General features: G+C 73.9%; 21 protein-coding genes. 19 read left to right on the top strand and 2 right to left on the bottom strand.

Annotated features, from left to right (window positions below):
• Positions 1-253 precede the first annotated feature (253 nt).
• Genes ACH9D3_RS15525 through ACH9D3_RS15515 form a run of 3 tightly spaced genes read left to right on the top strand, consistent with a single transcriptional unit; the run spans position 254 to position 3,349 of the window.
• Complete coding sequence (locus ACH9D3_RS15525; protein ID WP_396411619.1) at positions 254-688, top strand: hypothetical protein; 435 nt, start codon at positions 254-256, stop codon at positions 686-688.
• Positions 689-738: 50 nt separating this feature from the next.
• The gene (locus tag ACH9D3_RS15520; RefSeq protein ID WP_396411618.1) at positions 739-2,085 is read left to right on the top strand and encodes a M20/M25/M40 family metallo-hydrolase; all 1,347 of its coding nucleotides are present in this window, start codon (positions 739-741) and stop codon (positions 2,083-2,085) included.
• Positions 2,086-2,137: 52 nt separating this feature from the next.
• The gene (locus ACH9D3_RS15515; RefSeq protein ID WP_396411617.1) at positions 2,138-3,349 is read left to right on the top strand and encodes an acyl-CoA dehydrogenase family protein; all 1,212 of its coding nucleotides are present in this window, start codon (positions 2,138-2,140) and stop codon (positions 3,347-3,349) included.
• Between the two features lie 61 nt (positions 3,350-3,410).
• On the opposite strand, the gene ACH9D3_RS15510 is transcribed toward ACH9D3_RS15515, so the two are convergent.
• Positions 3,411-3,644, bottom strand: coding sequence for a DUF5703 family protein (locus ACH9D3_RS15510; protein ID WP_396398201.1), 234 nt, complete (start codon positions 3,642-3,644; stop codon positions 3,411-3,413).
• A gap of 40 nt (positions 3,645-3,684) precedes the next feature.
• Between ACH9D3_RS15510 and ACH9D3_RS15505 the strand changes: the two genes are divergently transcribed.
• The 3 genes from ACH9D3_RS15505 (at position 3,685) to mshC (ending at position 6,363) form a co-directional block, all read left to right on the top strand.
• Entirely contained in the window at positions 3,685-4,050 is a 366-nt protein-coding gene (locus ACH9D3_RS15505; protein WP_396411616.1) for a primosomal protein, read from the top strand.
• A 110-nt stretch (positions 4,051-4,160) separates the two neighbouring features.
• Positions 4,161-4,991 carry an undecaprenyl-diphosphate phosphatase gene (locus ACH9D3_RS15500; RefSeq protein ID WP_396411615.1) on the top strand — a complete coding sequence of 277 codons (831 nt, stop codon included), beginning with the start codon at positions 4,161-4,163 and terminating at the stop codon, positions 4,989-4,991.
• Between the two features lie 88 nt (positions 4,992-5,079).
• Positions 5,080-6,363 (top strand): cysteine--1-D-myo-inosityl 2-amino-2-deoxy-alpha-D-glucopyranoside ligase, encoded by a 1,284-nt coding sequence (gene mshC / locus ACH9D3_RS15495; protein WP_396411620.1) that lies wholly within the window; start codon positions 5,080-5,082, stop codon positions 6,361-6,363.
• A gap of 100 nt (positions 6,364-6,463) precedes the next feature.
• On the opposite strand, the gene ACH9D3_RS15490 is transcribed toward mshC, so the two are convergent.
• Complete coding sequence (locus tag ACH9D3_RS15490; RefSeq protein WP_396411614.1) at positions 6,464-7,372, bottom strand: PAC2 family protein; 909 nt, start codon at positions 7,370-7,372, stop codon at positions 6,464-6,466.
• A 75-nt stretch (positions 7,373-7,447) separates the two neighbouring features.
• On the opposite strand from ACH9D3_RS15490, the gene ACH9D3_RS15485 reads away from it, so the two are divergent.
• From ACH9D3_RS15485 to tatC, 13 genes are all read left to right on the top strand, one after another.
• Positions 7,448-8,158: an HAD hydrolase-like protein gene (locus ACH9D3_RS15485; RefSeq protein ID WP_396411613.1), complete on the top strand. Its 711-nt coding sequence runs from the start codon at positions 7,448-7,450 to the stop codon at positions 8,156-8,158.
• Positions 8,155-9,288: a site-2 protease family protein gene (locus tag ACH9D3_RS15480; RefSeq protein WP_396411612.1), complete on the top strand. Its 1,134-nt coding sequence runs from the start codon at positions 8,155-8,157 to the stop codon at positions 9,286-9,288. The genes ACH9D3_RS15485 and ACH9D3_RS15480 overlap by 4 nt, the downstream gene beginning before the upstream one ends.
• 150 nt (positions 9,289-9,438) lie before the next feature.
• Positions 9,439-10,548 (top strand): tRNA (adenine-N1)-methyltransferase, encoded by a 1,110-nt coding sequence (locus ACH9D3_RS15475; RefSeq protein WP_396411611.1) that lies wholly within the window; start codon positions 9,439-9,441, stop codon positions 10,546-10,548.
• The gene (gene arc, locus ACH9D3_RS15470) at positions 10,545-12,332 is read left to right on the top strand and encodes a proteasome ATPase (RefSeq protein WP_396398194.1); all 1,788 of its coding nucleotides are present in this window, start codon (positions 10,545-10,547) and stop codon (positions 12,330-12,332) included. Before ACH9D3_RS15475 ends, arc begins: the two co-directional genes overlap by 4 nt.
• Positions 12,329-13,966, top strand: a complete 1,638-nt coding sequence (gene dop / locus ACH9D3_RS15465; RefSeq protein ID WP_396411610.1) for a depupylase/deamidase Dop — start codon at positions 12,329-12,331, stop codon at positions 13,964-13,966. The genes arc and dop overlap by 4 nt, the downstream gene beginning before the upstream one ends.
• Before the next feature lie 34 nt (positions 13,967-14,000).
• Positions 14,001-14,201: a ubiquitin-like protein Pup gene (locus ACH9D3_RS15460; RefSeq protein WP_396411609.1), complete on the top strand. Its 201-nt coding sequence runs from the start codon at positions 14,001-14,003 to the stop codon at positions 14,199-14,201.
• A gap of 5 nt (positions 14,202-14,206) precedes the next feature.
• On the top strand, positions 14,207-15,649 hold the full coding sequence (gene pafA, locus ACH9D3_RS15455) for a Pup--protein ligase (RefSeq protein WP_396411608.1): 1,443 nt from the start codon (positions 14,207-14,209) through the stop codon (positions 15,647-15,649).
• Positions 15,650-15,779: 130 nt separating this feature from the next.
• Positions 15,780-16,748 (top strand): FKBP-type peptidyl-prolyl cis-trans isomerase, encoded by a 969-nt coding sequence (locus ACH9D3_RS15450; RefSeq protein ID WP_396411607.1) that lies wholly within the window; start codon positions 15,780-15,782, stop codon positions 16,746-16,748.
• Between the two features lie 106 nt (positions 16,749-16,854).
• Positions 16,855-17,250: an FKBP-type peptidyl-prolyl cis-trans isomerase gene (locus ACH9D3_RS15445; RefSeq protein WP_396398189.1), complete on the top strand. Its 396-nt coding sequence runs from the start codon at positions 16,855-16,857 to the stop codon at positions 17,248-17,250.
• Positions 17,251-17,261: 11 nt separating this feature from the next.
• Positions 17,262-19,337 carry a WYL domain-containing transcriptional regulator gene (locus ACH9D3_RS15440; protein ID WP_396411606.1) on the top strand — a complete coding sequence of 692 codons (2,076 nt, stop codon included), beginning with the start codon at positions 17,262-17,264 and terminating at the stop codon, positions 19,335-19,337.
• Between the two features lie 23 nt (positions 19,338-19,360).
• Positions 19,361-19,729, top strand: coding sequence for a hypothetical protein (locus ACH9D3_RS15435; RefSeq protein WP_396411605.1), 369 nt, complete (start codon positions 19,361-19,363; stop codon positions 19,727-19,729).
• Entirely contained in the window at positions 19,722-20,027 is a 306-nt protein-coding gene (tatA, locus tag ACH9D3_RS15430; protein WP_396398186.1) for a Sec-independent protein translocase subunit TatA, read from the top strand. Before ACH9D3_RS15435 ends, tatA begins: the two co-directional genes overlap by 8 nt.
• 126 nt (positions 20,028-20,153) lie before the next feature.
• The gene (gene tatC / locus ACH9D3_RS15425; protein ID WP_396411604.1) at positions 20,154-21,047 is read left to right on the top strand and encodes a twin-arginine translocase subunit TatC; all 894 of its coding nucleotides are present in this window, start codon (positions 20,154-20,156) and stop codon (positions 21,045-21,047) included.
• Positions 21,048-21,061: the final 14 nt, after the last annotated feature.

Below are 21,061 nucleotides of genomic sequence, written 5' to 3'. Positions count from 1 at the left end.
CGGCCGGACGACGAGACAGATTCGGGCGGGGGGTGATGCCCGCCGGAGTGCTGGGACGCACCGTGTCCGGACCGGCATCGTGCGAAGGCCTGCCTTCTGTAACGGAACAATAACGGCGACGTCGTGGGATGTCCCGGACGACACGGACGTTGCTCGGGAGCGGTGACCGGTCCCGGCCCGCACGTCCCCCGCCCCGCGACGGTCCCGGGGCGGGGGAGGATAGGCTGGGAGCGCCCACCCGGAGAGGAGCCCGATGACCGTCCCCGCCCCGCGCCCCAGCGGCGTCCGCAGCCCGCTCCGGCTGTGCCTGGCCGCCGCCGTCGCCGTGGGTCTGTCCGGGTGCGGTCCCGACCTCGACACGCCCGAGGGGACCACGCGGGCCTTCGTGGACGCGATGGCCCAGCGGGACTGGGACGGCGCCTGCGAGCTGCTGTCCCACGACTTCGTGCACCGCGCCATGGAGGGCAACTCGCAGTACTGCCCCGTCTACCTGGAGCGCTGGCACCCGGACACCTCCGACTACGAGGCCCTCGCCGTCCAGGGCGAGGCCGAGGAGTCGCCGGACGGGTACCGGCTCGAGGTCGCCCCCGAGGGCACCCCCGACCGCACCGAGGAGGTCGTCGTGGTCGAGGAGTCCGAGCGCCTCGTGCTGCTGCGCTATCCCGGCCGCGACACCGCCATCCGCTGAGCGCCGCCCGCGCACGGCCCCGTCCACCCGGCACTCCAGGAAGGACCGCCATGACCGACCCTCAGACCGCACCCGCCGCTGCGGCCCCGTCGTCGCCACCGTCGTCGCCCGAGGGCGAGACCGTCGAGATCTGCCGCAACCTCATCCGGATCGACACCTCCAACTACGGCAGCGGCGACGCCAAGGGGGAGCGCCGGGCCGCCGAGTACGTGGCCGGGCTGATCGAGGAGGTCGGGCTCTCGACCACCGTCCTCGAGTCCGCGCCCGGCCGCGCCAACGTCTTCGCCCGGCTCGAGGGCACCGACCCCTCCGCCGACGCCCTGCTCGTGCACGGCCACCTCGACGTGGTGCCCGCGATCGCCGCCGACTGGTCGGTGGACCCCTTCGGGGGAGAGCTCCGGGACGGCATGATCTGGGGCCGCGGCGCCGTGGACATGAAGGACATGGACGCCATGATGATCTCCGTGCTGCGCCACATGGTGCGCAACGGCGACCGTCCGCGGCGCGACATCGTCTTCGGCTTCTTCGCCGACGAGGAGGCCGGCATGGTCTACGGCTCCCACTGGATCGCCGAGCACCACCGCCACCTCTTCGACGGGGTCACGGACGCGATCAGCGAGGTCGGCGGCTACTCGGCCACCATCGGCGGCCGGCGGGCCTACCTGCTGCAGACGGCGGAGAAGGGGCTCATGTGGCTGCGCCTCAACGCACAGGGGACGGCCGGGCACGGCTCCCAGATCAACGACGACAACCCGGTCACCCGGCTGTCGAGGGCGCTGGCCAACATCGGCGAGTACCAGTGGCCGATCGAGCTCACCAAGACCACCCGGGCCTTCCTCGACTCGGTCACGGAGCTCACGGGCGTGGAGTTCGACCCGCAGAACCCGCAGCGGCTGCTGACCGAGCTCGGCTCCGTGGCGCGGTTCGTGGGCGCGACCCTGCAGACCACGGCGAACCCGACCATGCTCGAGGCGGGGTACAAGGTCAACGTCGTTCCCGGCTCCGCGCAGGCGGGGCTGGACGTGCGCTACCTGCCGGGCCAGCGGGAGGTCGTGCTGGCGAAGCTCGCGGAACTGGCCGGGGACGGGGTCGCCTTCGAGTTCGAGTCGGACGACATCGCCCTGGAGGTGCCGTTCTCCGGGACCGTGGTCGACGCCATGGTCGACGCGCTGCACGCCGAGGACCCCGAGGCGGTCGTGCTGCCCTACATGCTCTCCGGCGGGACGGACAACAAGTCCCTCGACCCGCTGGGGATCACCGGCTACGGGTTCGTGCCGCTGCGCCTGCCCGACGAGCTGGACTTCCCGTCCATGTTCCACGGCGTGGACGAGCGGGTGCCCACGGACTCCCTGGAGTTCGGCTCCCGCGTCCTGCACCGGCTGCTGAGCCGGTACTGACCGCCCTGCCCGGAGCCCGGGGCCACGGGGCTCCACGACCGGAAGGAGCCGGATGACCCGCACGGACGGCCCGGTGCCCCGGGCCCCGGAACCCGAGACCCCGGGACCCGAGACCCTGCTGCCCGAGGACCTGCTGGCCACGTTCCGCGGGCGTGCCGCCGGCTACGACCGGGACAACCGGTTCTTCGACGAGGACCTCGCCGACCTGGTCCGCGTCGGCTACCCCCTCATGCTGGTGCCGCGCGAGCACGGCGGTCACGGGTTCACGCTGCAGCAGGCGGTCGCCGCGCAGCGCCGGCTGGCCGCCGCCGCGCCCGCCACGGCCCTGGGCATCAACATGCACCACGTCCTCGTGGGCGTGGCCCACACGCTGCGCCTGCGCGGGGACGCCCGGGCCGAACGGATCTTCGAGCAGGCCGCCGCCGGGGAGATCTTCGCCTTCGGCATCTCCGAGGCCGGCAACGACGCCGTGCTCTTCGACGCCGCGACCACCGCGGTGGGCGCCGAGGACGGCTACCGGGTCACCGGCACCAAGATCTTCACCTCGCTGTCGCCCGTGTGGACCCGTCTCCTCGTGCACGCCCGCGACGACGCCGACCTGGAGGCCCCGCTGGTCTTCGGTCTCCTCGACCGGACGGCGGAGGGCATCGAGATCCTCGACGACTGGGACACCATGGGCATGCGCGCCTCCCAGTCCCGCACCACGGTGCTGCGCTCGGTGCCGCTCCCGGCCGGTCAGGTGCTCACGCGCACCCCGGCGGGTCCGAACCCCGATCCGGTGGTGTGGGGGATCTTCGGCTGCTTCGAGCTGCTCCTGGCGGCGGTCTACACCGGGATCGCGGACCGGGCGGTGGAGCTGGCGGTGCAGGCGGCGGGCAGCCGCCGGTCCCGGGCCACCGGGGCGCCGTCCGCCGAGGACCCCCACGTCCGCCGGCTGGTCGCCGAGGCCGCGCTCCTGCGGGACGGGGTGGAGCTGCAGCTGCTGCGCCTCACCGCGGACGTCGACTCCCTCGGGACCGCAGCCGCGCCGGACCACGGCCCCCGCTGGTTCCTGCTGTTCTCCGGGGTCAAGCACCGGGCCACCGAGGCGGCCCGCGAGGTCGTCGACCTCGCGCTGCGCGCGTCGGGCGGCGCCCAGTACTCGCGGGGACAGGAGCTGGAGCGGCTGTACCGGGACGTGCTGGCCGGGATGTACCACCCGTCCGACGACGAATCCGTGCACGCGGCACTGGCCACGTCCCTGCTGGGCCCGCTCGGCGGCTGAGCCCGCCGGCGGCGGCACGGTCCCGGGCCGTGGTGCCGGGCGGCGGGTGCGTCCGCCGGGCTCAGACGGTGCGCTCGACCCGCATCACCCGACGGCGCAGCCAGTACTTGCGGGTGCCGCCGTAGAGGAGGACGGAACGGGTCAGCTCCCACTTGCCGTACTCGGCGTGCTCGCGCAGCCGGGCCCGCGCCTCGCCGACCTTCTCGTGCGGCGCGACGGTCAGCAGGAGGTACTCGTAGCGCTGGTCGGCGTCCCTGGTGGCGGTCGCCGCGCTGGACCGGACTTGTTCTCTCATCGGTCCCCATTCTGCACGGATTGGCGCTAACGTCTACTCCATGAGCAATGATCCTCGTGCCGCACTGCAGGCCCTCGTGAGCGCCTTCGAAGAACACCTCGTCGCCGCTTCCAACCGGCGCAGCGACGACGATCCCGCGGTCGACGGTGCCTACATCGCCATCGCCGACGCCTTCGACGCCTACGAGGAGGCGCTCTACGACGCCTACGACGAGGTCACCCCGCTGACCGTGTTCGCCGAGGACGACGACTCCGACGACGACTCCGAGGACGAGGACGACGACTCCGACGACGAGGACTCCGACGAGGAGCTCCTGGAGGACAACGAGATGCTCGACGAGGACCTCGTCGACGAGGAGGACTACGAGGACCTCGACGATCCGGGCGGTGCCCGCTCCGGGCGCTGAGCCCGCCGGATCCGCACCGGAGCCGAGGAACGGTCCGCACCGCGGGCCGTTCCTTCCGTGTCCGGCCTGTCCGGCGGGGAAAGGCCGGGACGGTGCCGTAGGGTGGCCGGGTGAATTGGATCGAAAGCATCATCCTGGGCCTGGTGCAGGGCCTGACCGAGTTCCTCCCGGTGTCCTCCTCGGCGCACCTGCGGGTCGTCGGCGAGTTCCTGCCCAACAGCGCCGACCCGGGAGCGGCCTTCACCGCGATCACGCAGCTGGGCACCGAGACGGCGGTGGTCATCTACTTCTGGCGGGACATCGTCCGCATCGTCAGGCAGTGGGGCCTGTCCCTGGTCGGGAAGGTGGAGCGCTCGGACCCCGACGCCCGGATGGGGTGGCTCATCATCCTCGGTTCCCTGCCCATCGGCGTGCTCGGGCTGCTGCTGGAGGACTACATCGACACGGAGTTCCGGTCCCTGTGGATCACGGCCACGATGCTCGTGGTCTTCGGCGTGTTCCTGGCGGTCGCGGACCGGGTGGGCCGGCAGGTCCGCCACCTGGACGACCTCACCGTCAAGCACGGCGTGCTCTACGGGCTGGCGCAGGCACTGGCCCTCATCCCCGGGGTGTCGCGCTCCGGGGGCACGATCACGGCGGGCCTGCTGATGGGCTACACGCGCGAGGCCGCGGCCCGCTACGCGTTCCTGCTGGCCATTCCGGCGGTGTTCGCCTCGGGGCTGTACAAGCTGGTGCAGTCCGTCGGGCAGCCGCAGGCCGGGCCCTACGGGATGACCGAGACCCTCCTGGCCACGGGCATCGCGTTCGTGGTGGCGTACGTGATCATCGGCTGGTTCATGCACTACATCTCCAACCGCAGCTACACGATCTTCGTGTGGTACCGGATCGCGGTGGGGCTGGTGCTCTTCGTGCTGCTGGGCCTCGGCGTCGTCAGCGCCTGAGTCCGGGCGCCGGCCCCGTCCGGCGGGTCCGGTAGGTTGGGGGAGGCCCTGCGCCGACGACCGACCCCCGAACCCTCCCGAGGTGAGCATGAAAGCCTGGTCCGCGAGACCCGTCCCCGACCTTCCCGGGGAGGCCCCCCTGCCCGTGGTGCAGGACACCCGGCTGCGGCGCCGGGCGGAGCTGCCCCGGCAGGAGCGGGCCGGCCTCTACGTGTGCGGGATCACCCCCTACGACGCCACGCACATGGGCCACGCCGCGACCTACGTGGCCTTCGACCTGCTGCACCGCGCCTGGCTGGACGCGGGGACGCCGGTGGACTACGTCCAGAACGTCACCGACGTGGACGACCCCCTGCTGGACCGGGCGCGGGCCACCGGCGTGGACTGGCAGGAGCTGGCCGCCGAGCAGACCGAGCTGTTCCGCACCGACATGAGCGCGCTCAACGTCCTCCCGCCCCAGCACTACGTGGGCGCGACCGAGTCCGTCGGATGGATCGTGCCCGCCGTCGAGGACCTCGTCCGGCGCGGCCTGGCCTACCGGGTGCCGGGCCGGGACGGGGAGCCCGACGGCGACGTCTACTTCGACGTCGAGGCCGCGGGCGCCCTGCCCACCGACGACGCCGGCGCCTGGGTGCTCGGCGACCTCTCCCACCTCGACGCCGAGCAGATGCTGCCGCTGTTCGCCGAGCGCGGCGGAGACCCCGGGCGCCCGGGCAAGCGGCACCGGCTGGATCCGCTGCTGTGGCGTGCGGAGCGTCCCGGTGAGCCCGCCTGGGACGGCGCGTCCCTCGGCTCCGGGCGCCCGGGCTGGCACATCGAGTGCTCGCTCATCGCCCTCGAGTACCTCCCCGCGCCGTTCACCGTCCAGGGCGGTGGCTCGGACCTCGTCTTCCCGCACCACGAGATGGGTGCCGGCCACTGCTGGGCCCTGACGGGCCGGCCCATGGCCGAGCACTTCGTGCACACCGGGATGGTCGGGCTGGACGGCGAGAAGATGTCCAAGTCGAAGGGCAACCTCGTGCTCGTCTCCGTGCTGCGCGCCGAGGGCGTGGACCCCGCCGTGATCCGCACCGCGATCCTCGCCCACCGCTACTCCGACGACTGGTCCTGGACGGACGACGTGCTCGCCGGCGCCGTCGCCCGCGTGGACGCCTGGCGCCGTGCGCTGGCCGTGGCCCCGGAGGGCAGCGCGGCCCCGCTGCTGCAGGCCGTGCGCACCGCCCTGGCCGACGACCTGGACGCCCCCACGGCCCTGGCGGCCGTGGACGCGTGGGCCGCGGACGCGCTGACCCGCGCTCCGGGCCCGGCCGGCACGGCCGACGCCGGGATCGTCCGGGACCTCGTGGACGCCCGGCTCGGCATCGAGCTCTGAGTCCGCCGGCCGCCGGCCGCCCGGCACGCCGGGGGGCGGCACCCGTGCACCGGATGCCGCCCCCTGAGCGGGCAGCCCCTTCCGGGGCCGCCCGCGGATGTCACTTGTCGTCGCGGCGCCGGCGCAGGTACCGCTCGAACTCCCGGGCGATCGCGTCCCCGGTGGCCTCGGGCAGGTCCGTCGTGTCCTTCGCCTCCTCGAGCTGCTGGACGTAGGCGGCGATCTCGGGGTCGTCGGAGGCCAGCTCGTTGACGCCGCGCTCCCAGGCCTCGGCGTCCTCGGCGATGACGTCCAGCGGCAGCGTGATGCTCAGCAGCTCCTCGAGCTCCCGCAGCAGGGCCAGCTCGGCCTTCGGGGAGGGCGACTGCGCGACGTAGTGCGGCACCGCCGCCCACAGGCTGACCGTGGGGAACCCGCCCAGCGAGGCCATGTGCGAGAGCAGGCCCACGATGCCGGTGGGCCCCTCGTACTGGGAGGAGTCGATGCCGAGCTCCTCCTGGAGCTCGGCGGTGTCGGAGGTCTTGGTCACCGGGATGGGCCGGGTGTGCGGCACGTCGGCCAGCAGCGCCCCGACCATGACGACGAAGTCGACGTCGAGCAGGGTCGCCTGCGCGAGCAGCTCCGCGGTGAAGGAGCGCCACCGGTAGGACGGCTCCCAGCCGTGGAGGAGGACGAGGTCCAGGTTGGTGCCGGGCACGGTGGCCGTGGACAGCCGGGTGGTGGGCCACACGATCTTCACCTCGCCGGTCGCGCCGCGGCGCACGAGCGGACGGGAGAACTGGTAGTCGTAGTAGTCGTCCGAGGTCACCTCGAAGACGTCCTTCGCCTCGTAGTGACCGGCCAGGAACTGCACGGCGTCCGTGGCGGCGTCCCCGGCGTCGTTCCACCCCTCGAAGGCCGCGACCAGCACGGTCACCCGCTCCTGGTCACCGCTCTCGCGGACCACGCCGAACGGCCCGGCCTGGGGCCGGGGGAACGTCTCGTCGAAGTTGTTGCTCACGGAACCCACACTACGCGCCGGGACATCGACGGCAAGTGGCCCCCGCAGGAGGTGCCCCGTGTTGCGGACACTACGATGGAGGCCATGCCCGCCCTCCCGTCCGCACCCCCCGACGACCGTCTGCCCGCCGCCGTCCTGTTCGACATGGACGGGACCCTGGTGGACACCGAGCCGTACTGGATCGAGGCCGAGATCGAGCTGGTCCGCTCCCACGGCGGGACCTGGACCGAGGCCGACGCCCTGGCCATGGTCGGCACCGGCCTGGAGGACGCCGCCGCCGTGTTCCAGCGCCAGGGGGTGCGCCTGGGGATCCGCGAGATCGTCGACCACCTGCTGGCCCGGGTCACGGCCCGCACCCGGGAGCGGGTCGTGTACAAGGCGGGGGCCCCGGAGCTGGTCGCCGCGCTGCGCGAGCGCGGCGTGCCCCTGGCCCTGGTCACCAGCAGCGAAGCCCCCCTCGCGGAGGTCGTCCTCGACGCCTTCGGCGGCCCGGACGTCTTCGACGTCGTCGTCACGGGCGACCTCGGCCACCCGGCCAAGCCCGCCCCCGACCCGTACCTGATCGGCGCCGCCGGGCTGCGCGGGCGCACGGGCCGGCCGCTGGGTCCGGCCGGCATGGTCGCCGTCGAGGACTCCCGCACGGGCATCCGCTCCGCGACCGCCGCGGGGATCTTCACCGTGGGGGTCCCCAACATGGTCCCGCTCGACGACGCCGGCGCGGACCTGGTGCTGCCGAGCCTCGCCGGCGTCGGCCCCGAGGACCTCGGGCGGCTCGTGGCCGGGACCCGCGCGTGAGCGGGGGCCGCACCGAGGGCATCCCGCTGGGCCGGATCGGCGGGGTGCCCGTGACCCTGTCCTGGTCGTGGTTCGTGATCGCCGCGGTCACCGTGCTCCTCTACACCCCGGTGCTCATGGAGGCCTACCCCCGGCTGGGAGCCCTCAACTACGCCGCGTCCCTCGGCTTCGCCCTGACGCTGGCGCTGTCCGTGCTGCTGCACGAACTGGCCCACGCCTGGACGGGCCGGGCGTTCGGCTGGCCCACGGGACGGATCGTGCTGAGCCTGCTCGGCGGGCACACCCACTTCGGGGACGTCCGCAGCACCCCGCTGGCCTCCGCCGCCGTCTCCCTGGCCGGACCGGTCGTCAACCTCGCCCTCGGGCTCGCCGGATGGGCGCTGCTGCGCACCGGGGAGCCCTCGCCCACGCTCGGCTGGGTGCTGCTCGACCTCACCACGTGGGCGAACCTCATCGTGGGGATCTTCAACGTGCTGCCCGGCCTGCCCCTGGACGGCGGCCGGGTGGTCGAGGCCGTGGTCTGGGCCGCCACGGGCCGGGAGCACCGCGGCACCGTGGTCGCCGCCTGGACGGGACGGCTGCTCGCCGTCGGCCTCGTGGCCGTCGCCGCCGTCACGGGCCTGTGGCGCCAGCCCGTGGCCCTCGTGCTCCTGGTCCTCGTCGCCGGCTTCATGTGGCAGGGCGCCGGGGCCTCCCTGCGCGGGGCCGCGATCCTGTCCCGCGTGCACGACGTCAGCGCGGCGTCCCTCGCCGAGCCCGCCGTGGCCGTGCCCGTGGGCGCCTCCCTGGCGCACACCGACCGCGTGGTCGCCGAGCACCTGGCCCGCGCCGCCGCTCCGGGCGGCACGGTCCCGCACGTGCTGGCCGTCTCCGCCGACCGGCAGGTGGTGGGACTGCTCGTCCCGGCCGCCGCCGACGCCGTGCCGGCGGACCGGCGCGCCGAGACCCCGCTCACGTCCGTCGTGCGCCACCTGCCCGGCGACGCGGTGCTGGACGCCGGCCTGCGCCGGGAGTCGCTGCTGCGGGCGGTCGCCGCCCGGGAGTACCCGCACTACGTGGTGCGGGGACCCGACGACGCGCTCGTGGGGGTGCTGCGCAGCGCGGCCCTCGAGCGCCTGCTCGCCGGTTGAGCCCCGGCCGCCCCGGCCCGGCGGCGGCACCCCGCCCCACGGTGGCACAATGCACGGTGACACAATGGGGAGGACCCCCGGACCGGCGGACCCTCCCGCCGGCGCCCCGCACGACCCGACCCGACGACGCCCTGCCGCGAGAGTGAGCCGATGACCGGAACCGCTGACCAGACCGCCACCCCCGCGCCCGCGTCCCCGCGGGGAGCCGCCAACCGGCGCGGGCCCTTCCGGGCCGGGGAGCGCGTGCAGCTCACCGACGAGCGCGGGCGGATGAACACGGTCACGCTCGCGGACGAGGGCGAGTTCCACTCCCACCGCGGCGTGCTCGCCCACGACGAGCTGATCGGCCGCCCGGAGGGCACCGTGGTCGAGAACTCCGCCGGGTTCCGGTACCAGGCCCTGCGCCCGCTGCTCAAGGACTTCGTGCTCTCCATGCCCCGGGGCGCGGCGGTCGTCTACCCCAAGGACGCGGGCCAGATCGTCACGATGGCCGACATCTTCCCGGGCGCCCGGGTGGTCGAGGCCGGCGTCGGCTCCGGCGCCCTGTCCATCTCCCTGCTGCGCGCCGTGGGCGACGAGGGCCACCTGCACTCCTTCGAGCGGCGGGCGGAGTTCGCCGACATCGCCCGCGGCAACGTGGAGACCATGTTCGGCGGCCCCCACCCCGCGTGGCGGATCAGCATCGGGGACCTCGCCGAGGAGCTGGGCGCGCACGAGGAGCCCGGCTCCGTGGACCGCGTGGTGCTCGACATGCTCGCCCCCTGGGAGTGCCTCGACGCCGTGGCCGCGGCGCTCACCCCCGGCGGCGTGGTCATGTGCTACGTCGCGACCGTCACGCAGCTCTCCCGCACGGCCGAGGCCATGCGCGCCGACGGCCGCTTCACCGAGCCCGACGCCTCCGAGACCATGGTGCGCGGCTGGCACGTGGAGGGCCTGGCCGTGCGTCCCGACCACCGGATGGTCGCCCACACCGGCTTCCTCCTCTCCGCCCGCCGCCTCGCCGACGGCTCCGCGCGGCTGGCCCCGAAACGACGGGCCTCCAAGTCCGAGTACAGCCAGGAGGACCTCGAGGCCTGGACGCCCATGGCCCTCGGCGAGCGCGACGTCACCGACAAGAAGCTGCGCCGCGCCGGGCGCGACGCCCTCGGCCTCGCCGAGCGCGCCGCCCGCGCGACCGCGCCGGGGACCGACCCCGGGACGACGCCCCCGCCGGCCCCCGAGCCCGGGGCACCCCGCCGGCCCGCCGAGGAGCGCCCGTGAACGAGACGCCCCCGCAGCGGGCCGCCGGACCGGCCGGGACCGCGCCGGCGGACGCCGAGCAGACCCGCCGCTCCCTCACGAACGCCCAGCGGCAGGTCAACATCCTGCGCGACCAGAAGCGCGCCCTGGACAAGCAGCTCGCCGCCGCCGGCACCCAGAACCAGAAGCTCGTCCGGCTCCTCGACGCCACCCGCACCGAGATCGCCCAGCTCAAGCGCGCCCTCGAGAACGACCTCGTGCCGCCCCTGAGCCAGGGCACCATCGTGCAGGTCAACCCCGGCCGCGCCCCCGTCGGCGAGCAGACCGGCAGCGGCCCCGCCGTCACCGGGCGGACCCTCGACGTCCTCGTCGCCGGCCGGCGCATGCGCGTGGCCCTCAGCCCCCTCGTGGACCCCACCGCCTGCGAGCCCGGCCGCCAGGTGCTCCTCGACCAGCACTACACCGTCGGCGCCGTCCTCGACTACGAACAGACCGGGGAGATCGCCACGGTCAAGGAGATCGTCGACCACGACCGCGTCCTCACCGTGGGACGCTCCGACGAGGAACGGGTGCTCCTGCTCTCCGGGCGCCTGCGCCGCCACCGCCCGGAGATCGGCGACGCCGTCTCCATCGACCACCGCACCGGCTTCGCGCTCGAGCCCATCGAGCGCACCGACGTCGAGCAGCTCGTCCTCGAGGAGGTCCCCGACGTCTCCTACGGCGACATCGGCGGCCTCGGACCGCAGATCGAGCAGATCCGCGACGCCGTGGAGCTGCCCTTCGTGCACCCCGAGCTCTACCGCGAGCACGGGCTGACCCCGCCCAAGGGCATCCTCCTCTACGGGCCCCCCGGCAACGGCAAGACCCTCATCGCCAAGGCCGTCGCCCGGTCCCTCGCCGAGCGCGCCGCCGACCGCGCCGGCCGCGGCACGGCCCTGGGCTACTTCCTCAACATCAAGGGCCCCGAGCTGCTGGACAAGTACGTGGGGGAGACCGAGCGGCAGATCCGCTCCATCTTCCTGCGCGCCCGCGAGCAGGCCGCCCGGGGCATCCCCGTGGTCGTGTTCTTCGACGAGATGGACTCCCTGTTCCGCACCCGCGGCTCCGGGCTGTCCTCGGACGTGGAGACCACGATCGTCCCGCAGCTGCTCACCGAGATCGACGGCGTGGAGCGCCTCGACAACGTCATCGTCATCGGCGCCACCAACCGCGAGGACATGATCGACCCCGCCGTCCTGCGCCCGGGCCGGCTCGACGTCAAGATCCGCATCGACCGCCCGGACGCCGAGGGCGCCGCCGAGATCCTCCGGCTCTACGTCACCGAGGACCTCCCCCTGCGCCAGGACGAGCTCGACGCCGCCGGCTCCCGGTCCGGGGCCGTCGCGGCGCTCGTCGACGCCGCCGTGGCCCGGATGTACGAGAAGAGCCCCGGGACCCGGTTCCTGCACCTGAGCTACCGGGACGGCACCGAGGAGACCCTCTACTTCAGCGACTTCACCTCCGGCGCGGTCATCCGCAACGTGGTGGACCGGGCGAAGAAGCAGGCCATCAAGGACCTGCTGACCACCGGGGTCCGCGGACTCGGCCGCGCGCACCTGGTCCGCGCCGTCGACGAGGAGTTCCACGAGCAGCAGGACCTGCCCAACACCTCCAACCCCGAGGACTGGGCCCGCATCTCCGGGCGCCGCGGCGACACCATCACGGACCTGCGCGTGGTCCTGCACCGCGACCCCCACCCGGCGGGCCCCGGCGCCCGCCACACCCCCGCACCGGACGGTGCGGTCCCGGGGGAGGGACCCGCATGAGCGTCCGCCGCGTCATGGGCGCCGAGACCGAGTTCGGCGTGCTCGCCACCGGCGGCCCGCACGCCGACGCCACGGCGCTGTCCACCCGGGTGGTCACCGCCTACGCGGCCCTCGTGCGGCGCCGCCTCGGCGCGTCCCGCACCACCGCCGGCTGGGACTACCACGGCGAGTCCCCCCTCCGGGACGCCCGCGGCTTCACCGTCCCCCGCGAGCAGGCCGACCCCTCCCAGCTCACGGACGCCGCCCCCGTGCTCACCGCCGAGGAGGTCGCCGCCGAGGCCCTCCGCGAGAACGGTCCCCACGACGGGCCCACGGGCCGGCCACACGCCGTGCTGAACACCGTCCTGCCCAACGGCGCGCGCCTCTACGTGGACCACTCCCACCCCGAGTACTCCTCCCCCGAGGTCACCACCCCCCGGGACGCCGTCCTCTACGACGCCGCGGGGGACCGGGTCGCCCTCGACGCGGTCCGGGAGATCGCCGCCGACGCCGGGACCACCGGCCGCGACGCCGTGAACCTCTACAAGAACAACACCGACAACAAGTCCGTCTCCTACGGCGCCCACGAGAACTACCTCGTGCCCCGCTCCGTGCCCTTCGACGCCCTCGCCGCCGGCCTGCTGCCCTTCTTCGTCTCCCGGCAGGTCGTCTGCGGCGCCGGACGCGTCGGCCTCGGCGACCGCGGCCAGCGCCCCGGCTTCCAGATCAGCCAGCGCGCCGACTTCTTCGAGCGCGAGGTCGGCCTCGAGACCACCATCCACCGCCCCGTGGTCAACACCCGCGACGAACCCCACGCCGAGCGGTCCCGCCACCGGCGCCTGCACGTCATCATCGGCGACGCCAACCTCTCGCACACCGCGACCCTGCTGAAGTTCGGCACCACCTCCCTCGTCCTGGGCCTCATCGAGGCCGGCGCCGTCCCCGACCTCGCGCTCGCCGACCCCGTGGCCGCCCTGCAGTCGATCAGCCACGACCCCGGCCTGACCACCACCGTCCCCCTCCGGGACGGGCGGGAGCTCACGGGCGTCCAGCTGCAGCGGCACTACCTCGAGGCCGCCCGCGCCCACGAGCACGCCGCCGGGGGCCCCGACCCGGACACCCGCGAGGTGCTCGAGCTGTGGGCGGAGGTCCTGGACGCCCTCGAGACCGACCCCCTGTCCCTCGCCGACCGCCTGGACTGGGTCGCCAAGCACGCCCTGCTGCTGGGGTACCGCGAGCGCGACGGGCTCGCGTGGGAGGACCCCCGCCTGACCCTCATCGACCTGCAGTACGCCGACGTGCGCCCCGAGAAGGGGCTGTACCACCGGCTGGTCGCGGCCGGCCGGATGCGGACCCTCTTCGGCACCGAGGAGGTCGAGCGCGCGGCGGGCCTGCCCCCCGAGGACACCCGGGCGTGGCTCCGGGGCATGCTGGTCGGGCGCTTCCCGGACGACGTCCTCACCGCCAACTGGGACTCGGTCTCGCTGACGCTGCCCGGCGTCGGCCGCGGCGCGCGGATCGCGATGCCCGAGCCCCTCGGACTGACCCGCGCGGACGTCGAGCCCCTGCTGAGCGCGGCGCCCGACGCCGAGCACCTCGTCCGCGCCCTCGCCGCGGCCCGGCCCGCCCTCGTGCACACCGGCTCCCTCGCCTGAGCACCCCGCCCACCACCTCCAGGAGGAACCCGTCATGGCCCAGGAACGCATCTTCGGCACCGGCGCCCAGCGCCGCGAGGAGACCGAGCTCCCCGAGCCCGGCGCCCCCGCCCCGGCCGCCCAGGCGCAGAGCAGCACCGGCAGCACCGACGACCTGCTCGCCGAGATCGACGGCGTCCTCGAGTCCAACGCCGAGGAGTTCGTGAAGGGCTTCGTCCAGAAGGGCGGCCAGTAGCCCCCATGGACCGCAGGATCTACGGCGTCGAGACCGAGTTCGGCATCACCCACAGCGCCCCGGACGCGCGGCCCCTCAGCCCGGAGGAGTCCGCGCGCACGCTGTTCGGCCCCGTCGTGGCCTGGGGGCGGTCCTCGAACGTGTTCCTGCCCAACGGCGGACGCCTCTACCTCGACGTGGGCTCCCACCCGGAGTACGCCACCGCGGAGTGCGCCACGCTCGAGGACCTCGTCGCCCAGGACAAGGCCGGCGAGCTGATCGTCGACGACCTCCGGCGGCAGGCCCAGGCGGCCCTCGCGGCGCAGGGGGTGCCCGGGCAGCTGTACCTGTTCAAGAACAACGTCGACTCGCGCGGCAACTCCTACGGCTCCCACGAGAACTACCTGATCGCCCGGCGCACGGAGTTCGCCCGGCTCGTGCAGATCCTCCTCCCGTTCCTCGTCACCCGCCAGCTGCTCGTCGGCGCCGGGAAGGTGCACCCGGGCGGGCCCGAGGACTTCGGGGTCGTGCCGGTGGGGGCCGGCGCCGGGGCGCCCAGCTACTCCTTCTCCCAGCGCGCGGACCACATCTGGGAGGGCTCGTCCTCGGCCACGACGCGCTCCCGGCCGCTGATCAACACCCGGGACGAGCCCCACGCCGACGCCCAGCACTACCGCCGGCTGCACGTCATCGTCGGCGACTCGACGATGTCCCAGACCACCACCGCCCTGCGGGTCGGGACCACCGACCTCGTGCTGCGGATGATCGAGGCCGGGCAGATCCTGCCGGACCGCACCATGGTGGACCCGGTCCGGTCCCTGCGGGAGGTCTCCCACGACCTCACGGGCACGCGACCGGTGCCGCTCGCGGACGGCACCCGCCGCTCCGCCCTGGAGCTGCAGCGCGAGCATCTCGAGGCGGTCCGCGGGTTCGTCGACCGCGAGGGCGCCCACCACGACCGGGTGCCGTGGGTGCTCGACCTGTGGGAACGGACGCTCGACGCCGTGGACCGCCAGGACACCTCGGCGATCGACACCGAGATCGACTGGGCGATCAAGAAGAAGCTCCTCGACGGGTACGCCGCCCGGGACGGCCTGGACCTCTCCGCGCCCCGGATGGCGCAGCTCGACCTCGCCTACCACGACACGGCCCCGGAACGGGGGCTGTTCAACCTCCTGCAGCGCCGGGGGCGGGCGGCGACCTTCGTCCCGGACGCGCGGGTCGAGGACGCCGCCCGGACGCCGCCGCCCACGCGGGCCGCCGTCCGCGGGCGCTTCATCGACGCGGTCGTCGCGTCCGGGCACAACTACACCGTCGACTGGGTGCACCTGAAGGTCAACGACCGCACCCAGCGCACGGTGCTGTGCAAGGACCCCTTCGCGGTGGAGCACCCCGAGGCCGACGCCCTGGTGGCCGCCCTGGGCGGGGACGCCGCCGGGGACGCCCACGGGGACACGCCCGTGGTCTGACCCGGTGCGCCGGGCCGGTGTCGCCGTGCGTCACCGTCCAGTCAACGCCCAGCGCCCTGCACTAAGCTGGGCGGCGGTCACGGCCCGTGCCGTCCGACTCCGCCGCCCCGTCCGGCCCGACCCCCTGAGGATGAAACCTGTGCGAAAGACCCTGACCACCTCCGGTGCCGCCCTGTCCCTGGCGCTCGTCCTCGCGGGCTGCTCCGGGCCCGGCGTCGACTCCGTGGAGCTCAGCAACGACCCGGAACCGAACTCGGTCCCGTCGGTGACGTTCGAGACCCCGCTGAACGCCGAGGAGGCCGGGGCCAAGGAGCTGCGCGAGGGCGAGGGCGAGGAGATCGCCGAGGGCGACACCATCCTGCTGCAGGCGGCGCTCTACAAGGGGTCCGACGGCACCTCGATCGGCGAGACCTACTCCCGGGGCGCCGGTCAGGTGCTGCAGCTCGAGCAGGACCTCCAGGACTCGATCCCGGAGATGTACGAGGCCCTGGTGGGGGCCCGGGAGGGCGCGATCATCGCGTACTCCTCCCCGGAGACCTCCGGGGCCGCGGGCGACGAGTCGACCTCCGTGGAGGTCTACGAGGTCGTCCGGAAGATCCCCACGGACATCGAGGGCGACATGCAGGACAGCCCCCGCGGCCTCCCCGAGGTCACCGAGAACGACGAGGGCGTGCCGACCGTCGGGGACCCGGACGGCGACGCCCCGGAGCGGCTCGTCTCCGAGTACCTCATCGAGGGCGACGGCGAGGAGGTCGCCGAGGGGGACACCGTGATCGCGAACTACGTGGGCGTGACCTGGTCCGACGGCGAGGTCTTCGACTCGTCCTACGAGAACGGCTCGCCGGCGTCCTTCCCGCTGGACAACGTCATCGAGGGCTGGCAGGAGGGCCTGAAGGGCAAGAAGCAGGGCTCCCGCGTGATCCTGTCCGTGCCCGTCGACCAGGCCTACGGCACGGAGGAGGACCTCGGCGAGGACGCCGACTACCCGGCCGGCAGCCTGCTCTTCGTCGTCGACATCCTCGCGGCCGTGGACACCCCGGAGGCCCCGCCGGCGGACGAGCCCTCCGCCTCCCCGTCCCCCTCCGCGACCGAGGAGTAGCCGCCGTCGGCTATGGTTGCCCGGTGGGGCGCCGAGCCCCGCCGGGGCGCGGCGCCCCACCGATCCCGACGACCACCCGTCGACGACCCGACGAACAGGAGCACCCATGTCCTTCGGAGAGCGCAAGCTCGACCGCAGCAAGCCCGAGATCGACTTCCCCGAGGGGAGCGCCCCGACCGAGCTCGTCAGCACGGACCTCGTCGAGGGCACCGGGGCCGAGGCGACCCCGGGCAAGCAGATCTCCTGCCACTACGTGGGCGTGACCTTCTCCGCCGGCGAGGAGTTCGACGCCTCGTGGAACCGCGGCCAGCCCCTGGACTTCACCGTGGGCATCGGCCAGGTCATCGAGGGCTGGGACAAGGGCCTGCTCGGCATGAAGGTCGGAGGCCGCCGCCGGCTGGAGATCCCCTCGGACCAGGCCTACGGCTCCCGGGGCGCCGGAGGCGTCATCGGCCCGGACGAGGCCCTGATCTTCGTGGTGGACCTCCTGGACGTGCGCTGAGGACCCACCGGATGGCAGCCCGATCGACGGAGCGGCTCCTCAACCTGCTCATCGCCCTGGTCTCCCGCGAACGCGGGTACACCCGCGCCGAGCTCCGGGAGGCCGTTCCGTCGTACGCGGAATCCGCCTCCGACGAGGCGTTCGAGCGGATGTTCGAGCGCGACAAGGCGGAGCTGCGCGACCTCGGCTACCCCATCGAGGAGGTCTCCGAGGACCCCCTCTTCCCCGACGACACGCACGGGCACCGCTACCGGATCCCACGCGGGTCCTTCACCCTCCCGCCCCTGCAGTTCACCGCGGAGGAGTCGGCCGTGCTCGCGCTGGCCGCCAACGCCTGGACGGACGCCTCCCTCGGCGAGCTCGCCCACCGCGCCCTGCGCAAGCTCGAGCCCGCGATCGACGGCCTGCCCGAGGACGACGCCCCGCCGCTGCTGCAGCCGACCCTCACCGCCCACGAGCCGTCCTTCGAGCCGCTGCTCTCGGCCGTGGTGCGCCACCGGGAGGTGCGCTTCGACTACCTGGCCCGCAGCACCGACCAGCTCACCACCCGGCGGCTGCGGCCGTGGGGGATCGGCTCCCGGTACGGCAACTGGTACGTGGTCGGCTGGGACCTCGACCGCAAGGACTCCCGCACGTTCCGGCTGTCCAGGATCATGTCCGACGTCACGGTCACCCGCAAGGAGTTCGACCCGCCCGAGGGCTTCTCGATGAACGAGTCGCTGTCCCAGATGGTCTCCCACGCCCCCGCGCGCACCGTGGAGGTGCTCGCGCGCCCGGGCCACGCGCACATGCTCCGCCGCATGGCCGCGCGGCAGGAGCCGGGGGTCGGCGCCGGGGCCGGCGTCGACCGCTGGGACCGGCTGCACATCCCCTTCGCGGAGACCGAGATCCTGGCCGAGGAGGTCGCCGCGGCCGGCCCCGGCGTCGTCGTGCCCCGGGACGGGGACGGCACCGCCCCCACGATGCAGGCGGAGGTGCGCGCCGCCGTGGTGCGCCGGCTGGAGAGCGCCGCGTCGGCCGCGGCGAAGTTCCGCGGGGTGCAGGTCGACTGGAGCCAGCGGTCCCGCAAGGGCACCCGCAACAAGCTCTCCACGGCGGACCACCTCTCGCGGCTGCTGGAGATCGTCCGCTGGGTCTACGCCCACCAGGGCGCGGAGCTCGAGGAGACCGCCAAGCGGTTCGGGATCACCGACCAGGAGCTGATCGCGGACCTCAACACCCTGTTCGTGTGCGGCAAGCCCGGGCACATGCCGGACCAGCTGATCGACGCGTCCTGGGACGACGGCCACGTCTACCTCTCCAACGCGGACGAGCTCTCCGACCCCGTGCGCCTCACCCAGCCGGAGGCCTCCGCGCTGCTCGTGGGACTGCAGACGCTGCGCACCGTCCCCGGCGGGGACTCCGAGGCCGTGGCCTCCGCGATCGCGAAGGTGGCCGGCGCGGCGGGGGACGCCGGGGAGCTCGCCAACGCGGTGGGCGCCCGGCCCATCACGGACACCCCCGCGCCCGCCCTCACCGACGTCATGTCCGCCGTGCGCGGCGCCGTGCAGGGGCGCCGGCGGATCCGCATCCGCTACGTGGTGCCGTCCCGCGACGAGATCACCGAACGGGTCGTCGACCCGGTCCAGGTGTTCTCCTCCAACACCCACTGGTACGTGCGGGCCTGGTGCCTCGGCGCCGAGGGGATGCGCAACTTCCGGCTGGACCGGCTCTCCGCCGTCGAGGACGCAGGGCCGGCGGGGGAGCGGCCCGCCGCGCAGGAGGCCGCGGCCGCCGCACCGCCCGGTCCGGGCACGCCGGACACCGTGGAGGTCGTGCTCGTCACCGACCGGCGCAGCCGGTGGATCGCCGACCAGTACCACGCCACCCGCACGGCGGCGGTCCGGGTGCCCGGCGGGGCCCGCACCGGAGCGGCCGCCGACCACGAGGCCGCACTCATCGGGTTCCAGACGGTCGAGGCCGTGTGCGCGCTGGTCACCCGCTACGGCGGTCAGCTCGCCGTGCTCGCGCCGGACGACGTCGTGGGACAGGCAGAACTCTGGGTGAACTCTGCGCTGCGCGCCTACGACACGGCCGGGTCCGCCTGACCCGCCCGCCTATACTGGAGCACATGCTCTGGTGGTCCTGGGTCCTGCTGTGGACGGTCCTCGTCCTGCTCGGCGCCGCGTTCCTGGGACTGGTGCTGTGGCGCGTCGTGCGGACCTTCCTCGTCCTGCTCCGGGACACCGATACGGTGGCCGGGGAGTTCGCCCAGCGCTGGGAGGACGCGGCCGCCGGGGTGCAGCGCCCGGTCCGGGCCGCACCGGACCCGGCCCTGTTCACACCGGTGGGGCAGGCCGTCTCCGACTACCGGTACGGCCGCGACCAGCGAGAAACCGCCCGTCTGAGACGCCGCATCGAGCGCAAGGACCGCATGGGCCAGCCGCAGCGGATCAACGACATCCGCCGGGCTGAACGGAAAGGAATGTTCAATGGGTAGGCTCTTCGACAGCCCCTTCATGATCCTCATCATCCTCCTGGTGATCCTGCTGCTGTTCGGCGCGCCCAAGCTGCCGGGCATGGCCCGCAGCCTCGGGCAGTCGCTGCGCATCTTCAAGTCCGAGGTCAAGGAGATGAAGAAGGACGACCAGCCGGACGGCTCCGGCGTGGTCATCGACGGCAGGCCCGTGGAGCCGGGGCAGGACGTGACCCCCGACCGGACCACGGGCGCCCCCGGGGCCTCCGGCGCGGACGCCCCGCACGACCCCGGGCAGCACCCGGGCCGCCCGCCGGCCTGACCCCCGCCCCCTCCTTCCCGGCTCTGCGCGCCGCCGGACGGACGGTCCGGGTCCCCGGCGGGNGGGGACCCGGACCGTCCGTGCGGCCCCGGCGCACCGTGCGGCCCCGACGTCCCGAAGGTCCCCATGTCCTCGCAGTCCCCCCGCGGCCCGAAGAAGCGCCGGACCGCGCGCAAGGCCAATCCGCAGGCGCAGATGGCGCTGGCCGAGCACCTGCGGGAGCTGCGCAACCGGCTGATCACGTCCGCGGTGGCCACGGTGGCCGGCATGATCGGCGGCTTCTTCCTCTACATCCCGTTCATGGCCTACATCACCGAGCCCCTGCAGCGGCTCGCCGCGGCCGAGGACAGCCAGGCGGCCATCAACTACGCGAACGTGGGCTCGTCCTTCAACATCATGGTGGAGGTCTCCCTGGTGCTGGGCCTGGTCCTGGCCAGCCCCGTGTGGCTCTACCAGCTCTGGGCGTTCGTGACACCGGCGCTGCACCGGACGGAGCGCCGCTACGCGGTCGGGTTCCTCGCCGCGGCCGTCCCGCTCTTCCTGGGCGGCATCGCGGTCGCCGTGCTCACCCTGCCCACGGCCGTCTACGCGCTCACCGCGTTCACCCCGGCGGGCGGCACCAACTTCATCTCCGCGGACGTGTACCTGCGGTTCTTCCTCCAGCTCATCCTGACCTTCGGCATCGCCTTCGTGCTGCCCGTGTTCCTGGTGGGGCTGAACATGCTGGGGGTGGTCTCCGGACGCACGGTGCTCAAGAGCTGGCGGATCGTCGTGGTCCTCGTGATGGTCGTGTCCGCGATGGCCGCCCCGGGCCCGGACCCCATGACCATGTTCTACCTCGCCGTACCGCTGCTCACGCTGTTCTTCGTGGCGGTCGGGCTGTGCCTGCTCCTCGACCGGCGGCGGGCGCGGAAGGAGGCCCGACTCGCTGCGGGCACCGGCGCCGCGGCCGACCTCCCGACTCCCGCGGACGAGCTCGAGCACCTGGGGCGGGACCCCGAGGACGGGACCCGCGCCTGACCCGGATCGGCCCG

Origin of the sequence: Kocuria kalidii, from assembly GCF_044462225.1 — a bacterium.
GTDB lineage: Bacteria > Actinomycetota > Actinomycetes > Actinomycetales > Micrococcaceae > Kocuria > Kocuria kalidii.
Note: the sequence above shows the minus strand (reverse complement) of the source record. Positions and strands in the feature narration are given on the sequence as shown.

Bases quoted from the DNA above. Each gene is read 5' to 3' on its own strand.
- ACH9D3_RS15505 (WP_396411616.1), top strand. From the start codon at position 3,685: ATGAGCAATGATCCTCGTGCCGCACTGCAGGCCCTCGTGAGCGCCTTC.
- ACH9D3_RS15525 (WP_396411619.1), top strand. From the start codon at position 254: ATGACCGTCCCCGCCCCGCGCCCCAGCGGCGTCCGCAGCCCGCTCCGG.
- ACH9D3_RS15515 (WP_396411617.1), top strand. From the start codon at position 2,138: ATGACCCGCACGGACGGCCCGGTGCCCCGGGCCCCGGAACCCGAGACC.
- dop (WP_396411610.1), top strand. From the start codon at position 12,329: ATGAGCGTCCGCCGCGTCATGGGCGCCGAGACCGAGTTCGGCGTGCTC.
- ACH9D3_RS15485 (WP_396411613.1), top strand. From the start codon at position 7,448: ATGCCCGCCCTCCCGTCCGCACCCCCCGACGACCGTCTGCCCGCCGCC.
- ACH9D3_RS15435 (WP_396411605.1), top strand. From the start codon at position 19,361: ATGCTCTGGTGGTCCTGGGTCCTGCTGTGGACGGTCCTCGTCCTGCTC.
- pafA (WP_396411608.1), top strand. From the start codon at position 14,207: ATGGACCGCAGGATCTACGGCGTCGAGACCGAGTTCGGCATCACCCAC.
- ACH9D3_RS15510 (WP_396398201.1), bottom strand. From the start codon at position 3,644: ATGAGAGAACAAGTCCGGTCCAGCGCGGCGACCGCCACCAGGGACGCC.
- ACH9D3_RS15520 (WP_396411618.1), top strand. From the start codon at position 739: ATGACCGACCCTCAGACCGCACCCGCCGCTGCGGCCCCGTCGTCGCCA.
- ACH9D3_RS15450 (WP_396411607.1), top strand. From the start codon at position 15,780: ATGAAACCTGTGCGAAAGACCCTGACCACCTCCGGTGCCGCCCTGTCC.
- ACH9D3_RS15475 (WP_396411611.1), top strand. From the start codon at position 9,439: ATGACCGGAACCGCTGACCAGACCGCCACCCCCGCGCCCGCGTCCCCG.
- ACH9D3_RS15440 (WP_396411606.1), top strand. From the start codon at position 17,262: ATGGCAGCCCGATCGACGGAGCGGCTCCTCAACCTGCTCATCGCCCTG.
- mshC (WP_396411620.1), top strand. From the start codon at position 5,080: ATGAAAGCCTGGTCCGCGAGACCCGTCCCCGACCTTCCCGGGGAGGCC.
- ACH9D3_RS15445 (WP_396398189.1), top strand. From the start codon at position 16,855: ATGTCCTTCGGAGAGCGCAAGCTCGACCGCAGCAAGCCCGAGATCGAC.
- ACH9D3_RS15460 (WP_396411609.1), top strand. From the start codon at position 14,001: ATGGCCCAGGAACGCATCTTCGGCACCGGCGCCCAGCGCCGCGAGGAG.
- tatA (WP_396398186.1), top strand. From the start codon at position 19,722: ATGGGTAGGCTCTTCGACAGCCCCTTCATGATCCTCATCATCCTCCTG.
- tatC (WP_396411604.1), top strand. From the start codon at position 20,154: ATGTCCTCGCAGTCCCCCCGCGGCCCGAAGAAGCGCCGGACCGCGCGC.